This window comes from Azospirillum cavernae (genome assembly GCF_003590795.1).
Taxonomy (GTDB): domain Bacteria; phylum Pseudomonadota; class Alphaproteobacteria; order Azospirillales; family Azospirillaceae; genus Azospirillum; species Azospirillum cavernae.
Genome location: NZ_QYUL01000003.1, coordinates 50,888 through 65,363, shown reverse-complemented (window position 1 = coordinate 65,363; position 14,476 = coordinate 50,888). Strand labels below are relative to the sequence as shown.

At 65.5% G+C, this 14,476-nt stretch carries 13 protein-coding genes, 1 tRNA gene and 1 pseudogene; 9 read left to right on the top strand and 6 right to left on the bottom strand.

From position 1 onward, the window contains the following. Positions 1-59: 59 nt before the first annotated feature. Genes D3877_RS20265 through iolG form a run of 4 tightly spaced genes read left to right on the top strand, consistent with a single transcriptional unit; the run spans position 60 to position 4,931 of the window. Positions 60-1,649 carry a sugar ABC transporter ATP-binding protein gene (locus tag D3877_RS20265; protein ID WP_119832621.1) on the top strand — a complete coding sequence of 530 codons (1,590 nt, stop codon included), beginning with the start codon at positions 60-62 and terminating at the stop codon, positions 1,647-1,649. Between the two features lie 16 nt (positions 1,650-1,665). Next, positions 1,666-2,688, top strand: a complete 1,023-nt coding sequence (locus D3877_RS20260; protein ID WP_119833110.1) for an ABC transporter permease — start codon at positions 1,666-1,668, stop codon at positions 2,686-2,688. 26 nt (positions 2,689-2,714) lie between these two features. After that, positions 2,715-3,857: a Gfo/Idh/MocA family protein gene (locus D3877_RS20255; RefSeq protein WP_119832620.1), complete on the top strand. Its 1,143-nt coding sequence runs from the start codon at positions 2,715-2,717 to the stop codon at positions 3,855-3,857. Positions 3,858-3,914: 57 nt separating this feature from the next. Further along, a complete protein-coding gene (iolG, locus tag D3877_RS20250) occupies positions 3,915-4,931 on the top strand; it encodes an inositol 2-dehydrogenase (protein WP_119832619.1) in 1,017 nt (338 codons plus the stop codon). A 53-nt stretch (positions 4,932-4,984) separates the two neighbouring features. On the opposite strand, the gene D3877_RS20245 is transcribed toward iolG, so the two are convergent. After that, positions 4,985-5,073: transfer RNA gene (locus D3877_RS20245), tRNA-Ala, on the bottom strand. Positions 5,074-5,346: 273 nt separating this feature from the next. Then, a complete protein-coding gene (locus D3877_RS29545; protein WP_147395245.1) occupies positions 5,347-5,742 on the bottom strand; it encodes a hypothetical protein in 396 nt (131 codons plus the stop codon). A 166-nt stretch (positions 5,743-5,908) separates the two neighbouring features. Here D3877_RS29545 and D3877_RS20235 point away from each other — a divergent pair. Next, positions 5,909-6,418 (top strand): annotated as a pseudogene (locus tag D3877_RS20235) (methyl-accepting chemotaxis protein); the annotation flags it as partial. Positions 6,419-6,566: 148 nt separating this feature from the next. Next, entirely contained in the window at positions 6,567-7,412 is an 846-nt protein-coding gene (locus D3877_RS20230) for a MurR/RpiR family transcriptional regulator (protein WP_119832617.1), read from the top strand. A gap of 185 nt (positions 7,413-7,597) precedes the next feature. On the opposite strand, the gene D3877_RS20225 is transcribed toward D3877_RS20230, so the two are convergent. Continuing rightward, a complete protein-coding gene (locus D3877_RS20225; RefSeq protein WP_119832616.1) occupies positions 7,598-8,740 on the bottom strand; it encodes a porin in 1,143 nt (380 codons plus the stop codon). A 389-nt stretch (positions 8,741-9,129) separates the two neighbouring features. Here D3877_RS20225 and iolB point away from each other — a divergent pair, with 389 nt between their 5' ends. From iolB to D3877_RS20210, 3 genes are all read left to right on the top strand, one after another. After that, positions 9,130-9,939 (top strand): 5-deoxy-glucuronate isomerase, encoded by an 810-nt coding sequence (iolB, locus tag D3877_RS20220; RefSeq protein WP_119832615.1) that lies wholly within the window; start codon positions 9,130-9,132, stop codon positions 9,937-9,939. Between the two features lie 76 nt (positions 9,940-10,015). Further along, positions 10,016-11,347 carry an HdeD family acid-resistance protein gene (locus D3877_RS20215; protein ID WP_119832614.1) on the top strand — a complete coding sequence of 444 codons (1,332 nt, stop codon included), beginning with the start codon at positions 10,016-10,018 and terminating at the stop codon, positions 11,345-11,347. After that, a complete protein-coding gene (locus tag D3877_RS20210; protein ID WP_119832613.1) occupies positions 11,344-12,498 on the top strand; it encodes an MFS transporter in 1,155 nt (384 codons plus the stop codon). Before D3877_RS20215 ends, D3877_RS20210 begins: the two co-directional genes overlap by 4 nt. 4 nt (positions 12,499-12,502) lie before the next feature. Here D3877_RS20210 and D3877_RS20205 read toward each other — a convergent pair whose 3' ends face one another. The 3 genes from D3877_RS20205 to cydB form a co-directional block, all read right to left on the bottom strand. Further along, on the bottom strand, positions 12,503-13,129 hold the full coding sequence (locus D3877_RS20205; RefSeq protein WP_119832612.1) for an SCO family protein: 627 nt from the start codon (positions 13,127-13,129) through the stop codon (positions 12,503-12,505). 74 nt (positions 13,130-13,203) lie between these two features. Beyond that, positions 13,204-13,311, bottom strand: a complete 108-nt coding sequence (cydX, locus tag D3877_RS20200) for a cytochrome bd-I oxidase subunit CydX (protein WP_119832611.1) — start codon at positions 13,309-13,311, stop codon at positions 13,204-13,206. 13 nt (positions 13,312-13,324) lie between these two features. Further along, entirely contained in the window at positions 13,325-14,476 is a 1,152-nt protein-coding gene (gene cydB, locus D3877_RS20195) for a cytochrome d ubiquinol oxidase subunit II (RefSeq protein ID WP_119832610.1), read from the bottom strand.

Below are 14,476 nucleotides of genomic sequence, written 5' to 3'. Positions count from 1 at the left end.
CGTCCGGTTCCCCGGATCGTTCCACACACTCCATTTTGGGCCATTTTGGGAGGCCGGTGATGGGTCAGACGATCCTTAAGGCGGCGGACATCAAGAAGGTCTTTCCTGGCGTCGTCGCCCTTGACGGCGTGCGGATCGAGATCGAGCGGGGCGAGGTTCACGCCCTGCTCGGCGAGAACGGCGCCGGCAAATCCACCTTTCTGAAAATCCTGGCCGGGGCGCAGCCCAGCGACGGCGGCGTCATGGTCTTCGACGGTCAGACGCTGGATCCCGCCGACACGCCGATGGCGCGCCAGCGGTTGGGCATCGTCACGATCTACCAGGAATTCAACCTGCTTCCGGCGATGACCATCGCCGAAAACATGTATCTGGGCCGCGAGCCTCTGCGCCGCAACGGTCTGATCGACTGGCGGCGAATGTACCGCGACGCCAAGACGGTCATTGACGAGCTGGGGTTGGACCTTGACCCCCGCATGCCGGTGCGCGTGTTGAGCGTGGCCGAACAGCAGATGGTCGAAATCTCCAAGGCGCTGACGATGAACGCCCGGCTCATCATCATGGATGAACCGACGGCGGCGCTCAGCGGCAAGGAGGTGGACAAGCTGCACGCGATCATCCACGGCCTGCGCGCCAAGGGCATCAGCATCATCTACGTCACCCACCGTCTGGTCGAGGTGGCGGCGGTCTGCGACCGCTTCACCGTGTTCCGCGACGGGCGTTACGTCGACACCCGCGCCGTCCAGGGATCGACCATGCAGGACATGGTCCGCCTGATGGTGGGCCGCGACGTCGAGTTCCAGCGCCGCCGCGACCGCTTCGCCGGGGAACGGGTGATGCTGGAGGTGCGCGGCGTGTCGCGCGCGGGCAATCTGGCCGATCCGCACGCCTGCGTGCTGACCGATTTGTCGGTGCAGGTGCGGGCGGGCGAGATCGTCGGCTTCGCCGGTCTGGTCGGGGCCGGACGAACGGAGTTGGCGCGCGTCATCTTCGGCGCCGACGGCTGCGACAGCGGCGTCATCGTCGTGGACGGCAAGGTCACGCCGATCCGCAACCCGGGCGACGCGATCGCGGCGGGCATCGCGCTGGTGCCGGAGGACCGCAAGCAGCAGGGCTGTTTCCTGCCCCATTCGATCCGTCACAACATGTCGCTGCCCAGCCTGAAGCGGCTGTCGAAATGGCGGTTCTTCGTCGATGAGACGGGCGAGCGGGCGCTGATCGCCGATTACACCCGCAAGCTGGGAATCCGCATGGCGAACGACGAGGTCGCCATCGGCACCCTGTCGGGCGGCAACCAGCAAAAAGTGCTGCTGGCCCGCTGCATGGCCCTGCACCCCAAGGTGTTGATCGTCGACGAGCCGACGCGCGGCATCGACGTCGGCGCCAAGGCCGAGGTGCATCAGGTGCTGTTCGAGATGGCCAAGGCCGGGGTGGCGGTGATCGTCATTTCGTCCGAACTGCCGGAGGTGATGGCGGTCAGCGACCGCATCGTCACCTTCCGCGAAGGCCGCATCACCGGCAGCCTGCCCGCCGAGGACGCGACCGAGGAAGGGCTGATGAGCCTGATGGCCCTGGGTGGCCCACCAGTTGGCGGCCCGGTTGGCGGCCCGATTGGCGCCGCCGCGACCGCCCACGTTCACGCGGCGCACTGAGATGAAGGACAAGACCATGACCACCGCCGCGACCGTTTCCACCGGGGCGACCGAACCGCCGAAAAAGCCGCGCAACATCGACGTCGTCCAGTTCCTGGAGAAATACGGCGTCCTGATGTTCCTGATCGTGCTGTGCGTCGCCTTCGGCATGAGCAGCCCGAATTTCCTGTCGGTGCGCAACCTCACCAACATTCTGACCGAGGTGTCGATCTATGGCATCGTCGCCGTCGGCATGACCTGCGTCATCCTGACCGGCGGCGTCGATCTGGCCGTCGGCTCCGTCCTGGCCTTCGGCGCGCTGGCCGGGGCCTGGGTCGTCACCAACGTTGGGGCTGGCGCCTTTTTCGGCATGGGCTTTCTGGTCGCCCTGTTGATCTCCTGCGCCATCGGCACGCTGACCGGCTACATCCACGGCAAGACCATCACCCTGTTCAACGTCCCGCCCTTCATCGTCACGCTGGGCGGCATGACCATCTGGCGCGGCGCCACGCTGATGATGAACGACGGCGCGCCCATCGCGGGCTTTGACGCGGGCTATCGCTGGTGGGGCCGGGGCGACGTGCTGGGCATCCCGGTGCCGGTGCTGGTGCTGTTCGTCGTCGCGGCGGCGGGCTATGTCGTGCTGCGCTACACCCGTTATGGCCGCCAGATCTACGCCGTCGGCGGCAACCCGGAAGCCGCCCGCCTGACCGGCATCAACGTGCCGCGCGTTCTGGTCTCGGTCTACGTCATCGTCGGCTTCCTCGCCGGGCTGGCTGGCTTCCTGCTGTCGGCCCGTCTGGGATCGGCGGAGGCCATCGCCGGATCCTCCTATGAGCTGCGCATCATCGCGTCGGTGGTGATCGGCGGCACCAGCCTGTTCGGCGGCATGGGCGGCATCGGCGGCACGATGATCGGGGCCTTGCTGATCGGCGTTCTGCTGAATGGTTTGGTGATGATGAACGTCTCGCCCTATTTCCAGCAGATCGTGATGGGCGTCATCATCGTCCTGGCCGTCGCCTTCGACACCTACGCCAAGATGCGGCGCGGCAAGCGTTGATCGACGCGGACGCAAGGGGAACCCTCATGAACGCCTTGAATGTCGGGCTGGTCGGCAGCGGTTTCATGGGCCGCGCCCACGCCCAGGCCTTCCGCGCCGTCGGCGGCCTGTTCGATCTGCCGCTGACCCCGGTGTTGGACCTTCTGTCCGAACGGGACGAGGCGACGGCGGCCCACGCGGCCCGCGCGCTGGGCTTCCGCCGCCACAGCGGCGATTGGCGGGACCTAGTCGCCGATCCGGCCATCGACGTGGTGGCGATCGCCACGCCGAACCGGCTGCACGCGCCCATCGCGCTGGCGGCCATCGCGGCGGGCAAGCATGTCTATTGCGAAAAGCCGCTGGCGACCACGCTGGCCGACGCCCGCGCCATGGCGGCGGCGGCCGAATCGCGCGGCGTGGTGACGCTGGTCGGCTTCAACTATCTGAAAAACCCGATGATCGCGCTGGCCCGCGAGATTGTGCAGAGCGGGGAGATCGGCGCGATCACCGGCTTTCGCGGCGTCCACGCCGAAGATTTCATGGCCGACCCCGCCCACCCCTTCACCTGGCGGTGCGAGGCCGACAACGCGGGCGGCGCGCTGGCCGACATCGGCAGCCACATCCTGTCGCTGGCCCGCCATCTGGTCGGCGACGTCGCGGCGGTGTCGGGGCGTTTGCACACGGTCCACGACCGCCGCCCGGTCGCGCCCGGCTCCGCCGAAACCCGCGCGGTGACGGTGGACGATCAAGCGCACGCGCTGCTGGAGTTCGCCAACGGGGCCACCGGCACGGTCACGGCCAGTTGGATCGCCCAAGGCCGCAAGATGCAACTGGCCTTCGAGGTGATCGGGACCACCGGCTCCCTCGCCTTCACCCAAGAGCGCTTCAACGAGTTGAAGCTTTACACCAGCGGTGGGCCGCGCGGGCGCGACGGCTTCCGCACCATCGCCGCCGGGCCGGAGCATGGCGATTACGGCGCCTTCTGCCCCGCCCCCGGCCATCAGATCGGCTTCGGCGATTTGAAAACCATCGAGGTCAAGGCCCTGGTCGAGGCCATCGGCGCCCATCGGGCCGGGGGCAAGGCGGCGGCCTACCCCGATTTCCGCGACGCCTGCGCCATCGAACAGGTGGCGGAGGCCATCCATGCGTCGGCCCGCGAACGGCGCTGGATCGCGGTGGACAGCGTGTGATCCCGTCTCCGTCACTCTTCTGCTTTATCGTCGCGTTTCCCCTCAGGAGTGTTTCCCATGGTTCGTTTCGCCGTTCTCGGCTGTGGCCGCATCGGCCGCATGCACGCCCGCAACATCAAGGCGCACGCGCGCGCCGACGTGACGGTCGTCTATGACGTCGCGACCGCCGCCGCGCAAGAGACCGCCGCCGCCGTCGGCGCCAAGGTCGCCCTGTCGGTGGAGGAGGCGTTGGCCGATCCGGCGGTGGACGCCGTGTTCGTCGCCTCGTCCACCGACACCCACGTCGATCTAATCGCATTGGCCGCCAAGGCGGGCAAGCCGGTGCTGTGCGAAAAGCCCATCGACCTGGACATGGGCCGGGTGGAAGCCTGCTGGGCGGAGATCGGCCCCCTCAACCCGCTGGTGATGATCGGCTTCAACCGCCGTTTCGATCCGTCCTTCAAAGCGGTGCGCGACCGCATCCAGGCGGGCGAGATTGGCCGTTTGGAACAGGTCGTCATCACCAGCCGCGACCCCTCCCCGCCCCCCGCCAGCTACGTCAAGAAGTCGGGCGGGCTGTTCCGCGACATGACCATCCATGATTTCGACATGGCGCGCTATCTGGCGGGCGACATCGTCGAGGTGCAGGCCATGGGCGCCAACCTGATCGACCCCGCCATCGGCGCGGAGGGCGACATCGACGCCGCCATGCTGGTGCTGCGCGCGGCGTCCGGCGCGCTGGTCCACATCAACAACAGCCGCCGCAGCGCCTACGGCTATGACCAGCGGATCGAAGCCTTCGGCGCGACCGGCATGTTGCAGGCGCAAAACCGCCGCGCCACCACGGTGGAAGCCTGGGGCGCGGCGCGCACCGGGGCGATGGATCCCGTGCTGGACTTCTTCATCGAGCGTTACCAGGACGCCTATCTGGCAGAGATCGACCATTTCGTCGATTGCGTCGAAACCGGCGCGACCCCGCTGTCGAGCTTCCAGGAAGGCCGCGAGGCCCAGCGTTTGGCCGAAGCGGCGATCCTGTCCCTGCGCACCGGCGCCGTCGTCCGCGTCGCCGACGTCGGGGTTTCTCCTCTGAACTGACTATCTTCAGAAGAGGTTTGACGCATCGTTCGGTGAACCGTTAGTATCATCGCTGGTGGGGTGGACGGGACTCGAACCCGCAATTTCCGGCCAAGGACATAGCTTGCAAAGCTACTGCGTCTACCAGTTTCGCCACCACCCCACCGACCCTTGATGCCCGATGGGCATCATCCTGTCGTTCAAAGAACATGCCTCCTGGTGGGCGGATGTACTCTAATCTATGTCCGCCTTCCGAACTGGCCCCTCTTTAAGGCTCAGCGGAGGTTCGACTCACCGTTCGGTAAACCACTAATTTGATCGCTGGTGGGGTGGACGGGACTCGAACCCGCAATTTCCGGCCAAGGACATAGCTTGCAAAGCTATTGCGTCTACCAGTTTCGCCACCACCCTACCGTCCCGTGATGCCCGATGGGCGTCATTCCGTAGCTTCTTTGGCACGATATCCGCCTGGTGGGCGGATGTATTCGTGTAAGTGCGTTCTCCCAACTAGACCGGCTTTTAAAGCCCGGCTTAAGTGTGATGCGACAGTATTTTCGTTGAGAACGTACCCCTGCTTCTTGGCAACTTCTACAAGCTGCCTCGGCTTCAAGCCTCTTGGCCATACCTCTTCAAGCAATTCCAAAACAAGTTCGCGCTGATTTTTTTTGCGCGCCAACTTTCTTTTAACTCTTGATTTGCGATAAATGTCCAGCGCAGAGCGCAATGCGCTGCATTGCTCTTTAAGCAGGGTTGTACGCTTTTTCATTGCAGCGATTTCTGCAAGAAAATCTGCAATTTGCGTTTCCAACTGAAGCTCATACTCGTCAGCCATCACCGCTCCCCTCTGAAACGGATCATGGCTGTTGCGAACTGCATGGGTCAACAAATTTTTGCACATTTCGATTTGATATTGACACTTAGTCCTCAAGCAAGGTAAGCATAGCTTACCTTGCTTGAGGACTAAAAATTATCTTTCCTGTAGCTTACAAGGATAGTTGATCGACGAGGTGACGGCGCTCATCACCGCGATCACCAAGCAAACCAACCTTCTGGCGCTGAACGCCACCATCGAGGCGGCGCGCGCCGGCGAGGCGGGCAAGGGCTTCGCCGTGGTGGCCGGAGAGGTGAAATCGCTGGCCGAACAGACCGGGCGGGCGACCGAGGACATCGTGCGCCAAGTCGGCAGCCTGCAAACCGCCAGCCGCGCGGCGGTCGCCGCCATTGAGGGCATCGGTGCGGTCATCCGCGACGTGTCGCGCATTTCCGCCGCCATCGCCGCCGCCGTCGATCAGCAGGGCGCCGCCACCCGCACCATCTCGCGCAACGCCGCCGAGGTGTCGGACAGCGCCGCCCCTGTCACCCGCCGCATCGCCAGCGTCACCGACGCGGCGGCGGAAACCGGCGCCGCCGCCGGTCTGGTCCGCGACGAAGCCGACGGGCTGACCCACGAAAGCCGCCGCCTGCGCCATGAGGTCGAAGGCTTCCTGTCAGACGTGAAAGCGGCGTGAATGATTGCGGTTGATTGAGGGCGGGCGCGCCTGCGTCGTTGCGCCCAGCCGGTCGGGCGCAACGCAAAGCTTGGTTCGGGCAGCGGGAACATTTATTCTACTAGAATCCGCGCTGTTCCGCGCCCCACCGACAGGCCGATCCCACCCCATGGAGCCAGACACCGACGCGCCGACGAGCTTCACCGCTCTCCAGGCCGCCATCGCCCAGCGTCAGAACAGCCTCAGCCCGCGTTTGCGGCAGATCGCCGAATACGCGCTGTCCAATCCGAACGACATGGCGCTGGAAACCGTGGCGCAGATCGCCGAACGGGCCGGGGTGCAGCCCTCGGCCCTGATTCGCTTTTCCAAGACGCTGGGGTTCGACGGCTTCACGGAGATGCAGCGCGTCTTCCGCACCCGTCTGACCGACAACATGCCCAATTACAAGGAACGCATCCGGGCGCTGACCGAGGGCGGCCCCGGCCTGTCCGACGCCTCGCGCGTGCTGGAGCATTTCATCGACGCGGGCATCAACGCGCTGGAGCATTTGCGGCAGGAGTTGACGGCGACCGATCTGGACCGCGCCCTCGATCTGCTGGAGCGGGCCGAGCACATCTATGTCATGGGGCAGCGGCGGTCTTTTCCGGTGGCGGCCTATCTGGGCTACGCGCTGGGGCGGTTGGGGCGGCGCACGGTGCTGCTCGACGGCTTGGGCGGCATGCTGCGCCAGCAGGTTCAGGCGATTGGCGACCGTGATCTTCTGGTGGCCATCAGCTTCAAACCCTATTCGGAAGACACGGTGGACATCTGCCGTCTGGCGGCGGAAAACGGCGTCCCCGTTCTGGGAATCACCGACGGAACGCTCAGCCCGATCATGCCGCTGGCCGGGGTGACGCTGGCGGTGGAAGACGCGCAGGTGAAGGGCTTTCGCTCCCTGACCGCGACCATGTGCATGGCGGTCAGCCTGATCGTGGCGTTGGGCCAACGGTTGGACAAGGACAAGGCCGGGCGCTGACACAGCGCGTTGAACGAAAAAAACCGGGCGGTGAAACCACCGCCCGGCGTGAAGGACCTCTTTCGCCAGGAGAGCGCGAGAGGGGACGCACCCGAGAGACGAGCGCAAGCGAACGTTCCAGCAGAGCGGGATGGACAAACGCCATGCCGGAACGAAGCTCCACAACAACCAGGAAAAACCGCCGCTTAGAAAGCGAGATCGGTGCGGGCGATGAAGATGTTGCCCTTGTCGTTGGCGCCAGCGACGTCGGACGTGATCTTGAAATGGTTGAACTCCGGGCCGACCGAGAAGCCGGGGGCGATGACGTAACGGGCGCCCAGCGTGATGAGTTCGGTCTTGGCCTTGCCCGCCGCCGTCAAGCTGCCCGCGTCCTGGGCGTCGAGGTAAGCCGCGCCGATCGTGGTCGCGCCGAAGGTGTATTGCGCGCCGACGGTCCAGACGCTCTGCTTCTCGCGGCTGGTCGCCGTGGCGAGGCTGGAGCGCTTGACGTAGCCGCTGTCGCCCGACCAGGCGTAGCTGCCCGCCACCTTCAAGCCGCCATAGCCGACCGACAGACCGGCCATGGTCGAGGACAGATCCTCGTAGGTCGCCGTCGAGGTCGAGGAGTTCTTCGACTTGCCGCCCGAATAATAGAGGCTGGCGCCCAGCGTCACGTCGCCGAAGGCCCCGGCGTAGTTGCCGCCCACTTCAAACACGTCGCGGTAGGCGCCCGTGATGTTGCCGTTCGGGGCGGCGGTCTTCAGACGGTTGATGTCGGTGTTCACGCTGTCGGAGTTCGGCTGATAGGTCACGCCGAACTGGAAGCCGGAGAATTTCGGCGTCAGATAGGTGAGGCGGGTCGAGCTGTTGCCGGAAATCAGCGTGCGCAGATTGCCGGTGGTGCCGGGCGAGGACGTGTTGCCGAAATAGGCCGGGAAGGAGCCATCGACGCCGCCGGTGCCCCAATCGGACGGGGCGATGATGGCGTATTCGTCGGACAGGCCGTTCTGCATGCCGGCGCTGACGGTGCCGAAGCTGCCGTTGGCGAAGATGTAGGCGCGGTCGGCGACGGTGGCGCGGTTGGCGTTCGGCGTGTCGGTGCCGAAACGGATGCGCGCGCCATATTCCAAACCGTTGTCAGCCTTGGCGATCGGGGTGACGACCAGACGCAGACGGTTGCGGAAGTCGGTCGAGCGCAGACCGGCGTCGCGGTCCTGGCCGACGAAACCGGCTTCAAAATAGGCGTCGCCGCCGACGATGATGTCGAACTTCGACTTGGATTGCGCCATGGCCGAACCGGACGCGAGCGCGACCGTGGCCGCGCCGAGCAGCAGAGCAAAACGTGACATGCGGATTTTTCCTCCAAGCTGATGGTTCGCCGGTTCGGTTGGCCGAACCGCTGGTCTTTGTGACCGTTCTTGACCGCTGTGGGGCGGCCTTGATGGACTGAACATTCCAAATCTGTTCCGAAACCGGAATTTCTCTGGCGGATCGCCCAGAGACACAGAACGATAATTCTGAAATTCCGGCAATCCAGAATCGGAAATTCATACGCTTTCGTACAAAACTGTGTCAAAAACGCCGCACAGCGACCATTTTGCGCGTGCGAAGTCGCAATGCGGAAAAACAATCAGAAAAAAAATTCTATTATTGGGAATGGATGGAATGTAAAATGCCGCCACACCGCCCTATTGTTGGGCGCGGCCTTTTCAAGCGCGTGAACAGGGATGACCAGACCATGAGCAGGCTGCTGCTGCGCAACCACACCCCGGACGAATCCGGGCGCGTCCATCATGTGACCCCGGACTCGGCGGGTTGGGCGTGCGTCGGTTTTGACCTTTACCAATTGGAAACCGGGCAAAGCGTGAGCGGCCACAGCGCCGACCGTGAAACCTGTTTGGTTCTGGTCGCCGGGAAGGCGTCGGTGATGGCGGGCGATCAAGATTGGGCCGAAATCGGCGACCGCATGAGTCCGTTCGAGGACAAGCGCCCCTACGCCGTCTATGTGCCGCAGGGCGCTGCGTGGCGGGTGCGGGCGACCAGCGCGCTGGAATTGGCGGTGTGCAGCGCCCCCGGCCTGAACGGCGGCATCCCCGTGCGCTTGATCCGCCCCGACGACGTCGCGGCCTCCGTGCGCGGCCAGGGCAGCAACACCCGCCATGTCTTCGACATCCTGCCCGACTCGCAACCCGCCGACAGCCTGCTGGTGGTCGAGGTCATCACCCCGCCCGGCAACTGGTCGAGCTACCCGCCGCACAAGCATGACCAGGATGATGGCGGGGCGGAAACCCAGCTTGAAGAGACCTATTACCACCGAATCGACCCGCCGCAGGGCTTCGCCTTCCAACGCGTCTACACCGACGACCGTTCGCTGGACGAGGCAATGGCGGTGGAAAATGGCGATCTGGTGCTGGTGCCGCGCGGCTATCACCCGGTCGGGGCGGCGCACGGCTACACCGGCTATTACCTGAACGTGATGGCCGGACCGCGCCGGGCTTGGCACTTCAACACCGCGCCGGAACATCGTTGGTTGCTGAAACCCACCTGAACCAACCCGCCATCACCCTTCCCGCCCGCGAATTCACCCCTTATGGTGATGGGGATTTTCGGTTTCGGGTGATGGCATGGTGAAGTTGGCCTTGTTGCTGATCGGTCCAGGCGCGTTCCGCCGCCAATGGAGCGTTCTGGCCATGATCGGCGCCGTCTTCGTCGTGTTGGCGCTTCTTCTCGCCTTGGACATCTCGGCGACGGTTACGGATTTGACCTACGCGGCGTTGGGGCTGGTGTTCGTCGGCAATGGGTTGATCGGCGGGCTGATGGCGCTGTGCGCCCCGGTCGGCGTTGATCGCCGCTTTGGACTGGCAAAGGCCGCCGTCTCGGCGATGGTCGGCGGCCTCATCCTGGCCGCGCCCTTTCAAAGCGATTGGGCGCTGGCCATCCTCTTCGCCATCGCCCTGATTGTGGACGGCGCGGCGCGCATGACCTCGGCGCTGCTCTACCGCTATTCCGGTTGGTGGGGCATCACCCTGTGCGGCCTGGGCGAAGTGGCGATGGCGCTGATGATCCTGGTGGAATGGCCGCTGCCCGCCGACCGGAACGCGGCGCTGTGCGTCGGGCTGTTTCTCGGCCTGTCCGGTTGGTTGCTGTTGCGGCTGGGATTCCTTCTGCGCACGCTGGAGGATGAGGCGGCGATCCTGCTGCTGCCGGTCTTCTCGAATCGGGGCTGGTACGACAACGCGCCGGTGCTGATTGGCGAGGATCCGCCGCAGGAGCATGAACACCCGATCATCGTCCGCGTCTGGACCCCCGCCGGGTCGATTGGCGCGCCAGAGCGCCGCCCGCTGATCGACCGCTATCTGGCCGCCGTCGATCAAAACGGCGTGATTTCCACCGGGCACACCGCGCTGGAGCTGTCGCCCGACCTCTACATCAGCCATTACCCGGCGGTTGAGATCGAGCATACCGAACAGAGTTTTTTGACGACGGTCAGTTCCAAACCCGAGAACGACGTCGCGGGCCGCTTCATCGGCTCTTACGCGGAAGAGGTCGCGTCCTGGTGCGAGGCGGACGCCTGCGTGACGTTCCGCACCTACAGCCAACGGCGCTTGCGGGTCTATTGGGCCGGATACCGGCAGGACAACCGTTACAACCTGACCAACCGCAACTGTTCGGTGCTCGTCGCCGCCGCGCTCGACGCCGCGTTGGAAGGGGTGCTGGTCAGCGATTCGCCCTGGTCGCGGCTGGTCCGGTTGCTGCTGAATCCCGATCTGTGGGTGGCGTCGATGATCCGCAGCCGGGCCTCCTCGATGACATGGACGCCGGGTCTGCTGCTGGACTACGCCCGCGCGCTGGCCAACATTGTGGAGCGGCCGGAGCAATCCTGGATCACGCGGCTGCGCGCGGCGCTGGCCCGTCGGCGCCGTGAAACCCCCAGCCTGGACATTGTCGCCTCATGACCGAACAAAACTCTGCCGACATGGTGACGGGAAACCTGCTGTCGCGCGGCGCCGTCATCGCCACGGCGATGATGTTCGGCCTGACCTACAGCCTCAGCGCCGCGCTGATCGCGCTGGATCTGGCGAAGCTGAACATGGACGAGGCGCTGATCGGCGTGAACGCCGCCATGCACGCGCTGGGCGTTCTGGTCATGGCCTTTCTGCTGCCGCGCATCGTTGCGCGGGTCGGCATCCGCCGCTTGGTCATTCTGGCCCTGATTCTGTCCGCCGCGACTCTGGCGCTGTTTCCCGTCACGCCGGTGTGGCTGTGGTTCCCCCTGCGGATCCTGCTGGGCGCGGCGTCGGAGGTGATGTTCGTCCTGTCGGAAACCTGGACCAACAGCCTGAGCACGGAAGCCACCCGCGCCCGCGCCATGGCGGCCTACACGGCGGCGCTGTCGGTGGGCTTCGCCGCCGGGCCGTTGATCCTGTCGAGCGTCGGCACGACGGGGGCGACGCCGTTCCTGATCGGGTCGGCGGTCGCCCTGACGGCGGCGCTGTTCGTCGCCTCGCCACGGGTCACGGCCCCCGCCTTCGACCACCCGGCCAAGGAAACCCCGCTGTATTTCATGCGTCTGGCCCCGGTGGCCATCGGCGCCATCACCCTGAACGCGGCCATCGAAACCGCTGGCCTGTCCTTTCTGGCCCTCTACGCGGTCAGCCTGGGTTGGAACGAGGTCGGGGCGACGCGGCTGATGTCCTGCATGATGGTCGGCGCCATTCTGCTGCAACTGCCCATCGGCTGGCTGGGCGACCGGATGGACCGGATGCGGCTGGTCAGCGGGCTGGCTCTGGCGGCGGGCCTCGGCGCGTTGGTCTGGCCGCTGGCCCTGACCAGCGAGATCGCCACCTACGCCCTGCTGTTCGTCTGGGGCGGGGCCTTCGTCGGCGTTTACACCATCATGCTGGCGGTGGTGGGCAGCCGGTTCCAGGGATCCGACCTGATCGGCATCTACGCCGCCATGGGCCTGATGTGGGGAGTCGGCGCGCTGGTCGGGCCGGTTCTGGCCGGGCTGGCGATGGACCTCGTTCCGCACGGGCTGGCCTTTTTCGCCGCCGCCGCCTGCTTCGCCTTCGCCGCGTCCAGCGTGGCCAGCCGCAAGGCCGCCTGAGTCGTCAGGATTGCGGGCCGGGCTTTTGGTCAAGCAGATTGGTGAGCGCCGCCGCCACCCGATCCGCCGGGGTGGCGTGGGGCAGAACCTCCGCCAGTTTGCCTTGACGGTCGAGCAAGTAGAGAAAGGCCGAGTGGTCCATGGTGTAGGCGTCCCCGTCGCCGCCCTTGGCGCGGGCGTAATAGGCGCGGTAGCGTTTGGCGGCGTCGGCGATTTGTTCGGGGGTTCCGGTCAGGCCCAGAATGCGCGGGCTGAACATCGTGGTGAACTCCGCCAATTGGGCCGGTGTGTCGCGTTGCGGGTCGATGGTGACGAACAGCGGCTGCACCCCGTCAGCGCGCGGGCCGAGCTTGTCCAGCGCCTCCGCCAGGATCTGCAAATCGGTCGGGCAGATGTCCGGGCAAAAGGTGTAGCCGAAGAACAGCGCCACCACCCGACCGTGGAAATCGCGGTCGGTCACGGTGCGCCCGTTTTGGTCGGTCAGGGAAAAGGGGCCGCCCAGCGCCGCCAGCAGCGCCTTGCCATTGTCCGCCGTGTGTTTGGCCGCGCCGATTTGCGACCACAGCGCGCCCACCGTCAGAGCCAGCGCCAAGGCCGCGCCGGCGCCCCACATCCATGTTTTCGCGCGCATCGCGCCGTCTCCGTCTTGTGTTCAAAAGGGGCGCGCGGCGGGAGTCTTCACCCCGCCGCGCGCCGGGCAAGGGGTCAATCCACCGTGTCGGTGGCGGGCAAATGATGCTCATGCCAGACGGCGTTCAGAATGGCGCAGGTGCAGGCGAAGCCGACGCCGAGAACCCAGGCGAAATACCACATGGCGGAAACCTCCTCAGTACAGGCTGTTGGTCTGACGCTCGACGTCCGCCGGGCTGATCGTTCCGCGCAGGGTGCGGAAGACGAAGCCGGTGTAGGCCAGCACGATGGGCAGGAAGATCAAGGTCGCCACCAGCATGACGAACAGCGTGTTCTGGCTGGACGAGGCGTCCCACACCGTCAGGCTGGCCGACGGATCAAGGTTGGACGGCATCAGGAAGGGGAACATGCTGACCCCCGCCGTGCCGATCACCCCGGCGATCCCCAGACCGCTGGCGATGAAGGCGGTTCCCGGACGGTCCCGCGCCGACAGCCGCCACGCCGCCAGCGGCGCCAGCAGACCCACCGCCGGGGCCGCGACCATCCAGGGATAAGCCGTGTAATTGGCCAGCCACGCGCCGGGTTGGCGCGCCGCCTCCTTGAACAGCGGGTTGGACGGGCCGTCCATCACCGCAGCCTTGGTCAGCGCGTAGCCGGGAATCCCAAAGGCGACCCACAGACCGGCCAGCGCGAACAGCGCCACCATCACCGGCGCCCCGACCCGGACATAAGCCCGCGCGCGGTCGCGCACCCGGCCTTCGGTCTTCAGCGCCAGATACAGCGCCCCATGGGTGGTCAGCATGACGAGCGAGACCAGACCGGCCAGCAGACCGAACGGGTTCAACAGCTCGAACAGGCCGCCGCCCTCATAGGCGACCCGCAACGCGCCGTCGATGCGGAAGGGAACGCCTTGCAACAGATTGCCGAAGGCGACGCCGAACACCAGCGAAGGAACCAACCCACTGGCGAACAGCGCCCAATCCCAGAAGGCGCGCCAACGCGGATTGGCGAGCTTGTTGCGGAACTCGAACCCCACCGGGCGCAGAATCAGCGTGGCCAGCACGAGAAACAGCGCGATGTAAAAGCCGGAAAAGGCCGCCGCGTAAATGGCGGGCCAAGCGGCGAAGATCGCCCCGGCCCCCAGGATCAACCAAACCTGGTTGCCCTCCCACACCGGCCCGATGCTGTTGATGGCGACGCGACGCTCCACATCGGTGCGCGCGACAAAGGGCAACAGCGCCGCCACCCCCAGATCAAAGCCGTCCATGACGGCGAAGCCAATCAGCAGAACGCCCAGAAACAGCCACCAAATCAGGCGGAGGATCTCATAGTCAATCAGCGTGTGCAT

Coding starts and splice junctions, on each gene's coding strand:
- D3877_RS20265 (WP_119832621.1), top strand. CDS start 60: ATGGGTCAGACGATCCTTAAGGCGGCGGACATCAAGAAGGTCTTTCCT.
- D3877_RS20260 (WP_119833110.1), top strand. CDS start 1,666: ATGACCACCGCCGCGACCGTTTCCACCGGGGCGACCGAACCGCCGAAA.
- D3877_RS20255 (WP_119832620.1), top strand. CDS start 2,715: ATGAACGCCTTGAATGTCGGGCTGGTCGGCAGCGGTTTCATGGGCCGC.
- iolG (WP_119832619.1), top strand. CDS start 3,915: ATGGTTCGTTTCGCCGTTCTCGGCTGTGGCCGCATCGGCCGCATGCAC.
- D3877_RS29545 (WP_147395245.1), bottom strand. CDS start 5,742: ATGGCTGACGAGTATGAGCTTCAGTTGGAAACGCAAATTGCAGATTTT.
- D3877_RS20230 (WP_119832617.1), top strand. CDS start 6,567: ATGGAGCCAGACACCGACGCGCCGACGAGCTTCACCGCTCTCCAGGCC.
- D3877_RS20225 (WP_119832616.1), bottom strand. CDS start 8,740: ATGTCACGTTTTGCTCTGCTGCTCGGCGCGGCCACGGTCGCGCTCGCG.
- iolB (WP_119832615.1), top strand. CDS start 9,130: ATGAGCAGGCTGCTGCTGCGCAACCACACCCCGGACGAATCCGGGCGC.
- D3877_RS20215 (WP_119832614.1), top strand. CDS start 10,016: ATGGTGAAGTTGGCCTTGTTGCTGATCGGTCCAGGCGCGTTCCGCCGC.
- D3877_RS20210 (WP_119832613.1), top strand. CDS start 11,344: ATGACCGAACAAAACTCTGCCGACATGGTGACGGGAAACCTGCTGTCG.
- D3877_RS20205 (WP_119832612.1), bottom strand. CDS start 13,129: ATGCGCGCGAAAACATGGATGTGGGGCGCCGGCGCGGCCTTGGCGCTG.
- cydX (WP_119832611.1), bottom strand. CDS start 13,311: ATGTGGTATTTCGCCTGGGTTCTCGGCGTCGGCTTCGCCTGCACCTGC.
- cydB (WP_119832610.1), bottom strand. CDS start 14,476: ATGCACACGCTGATTGACTATGAGATCCTCCGCCTGATTTGGTGGCTG.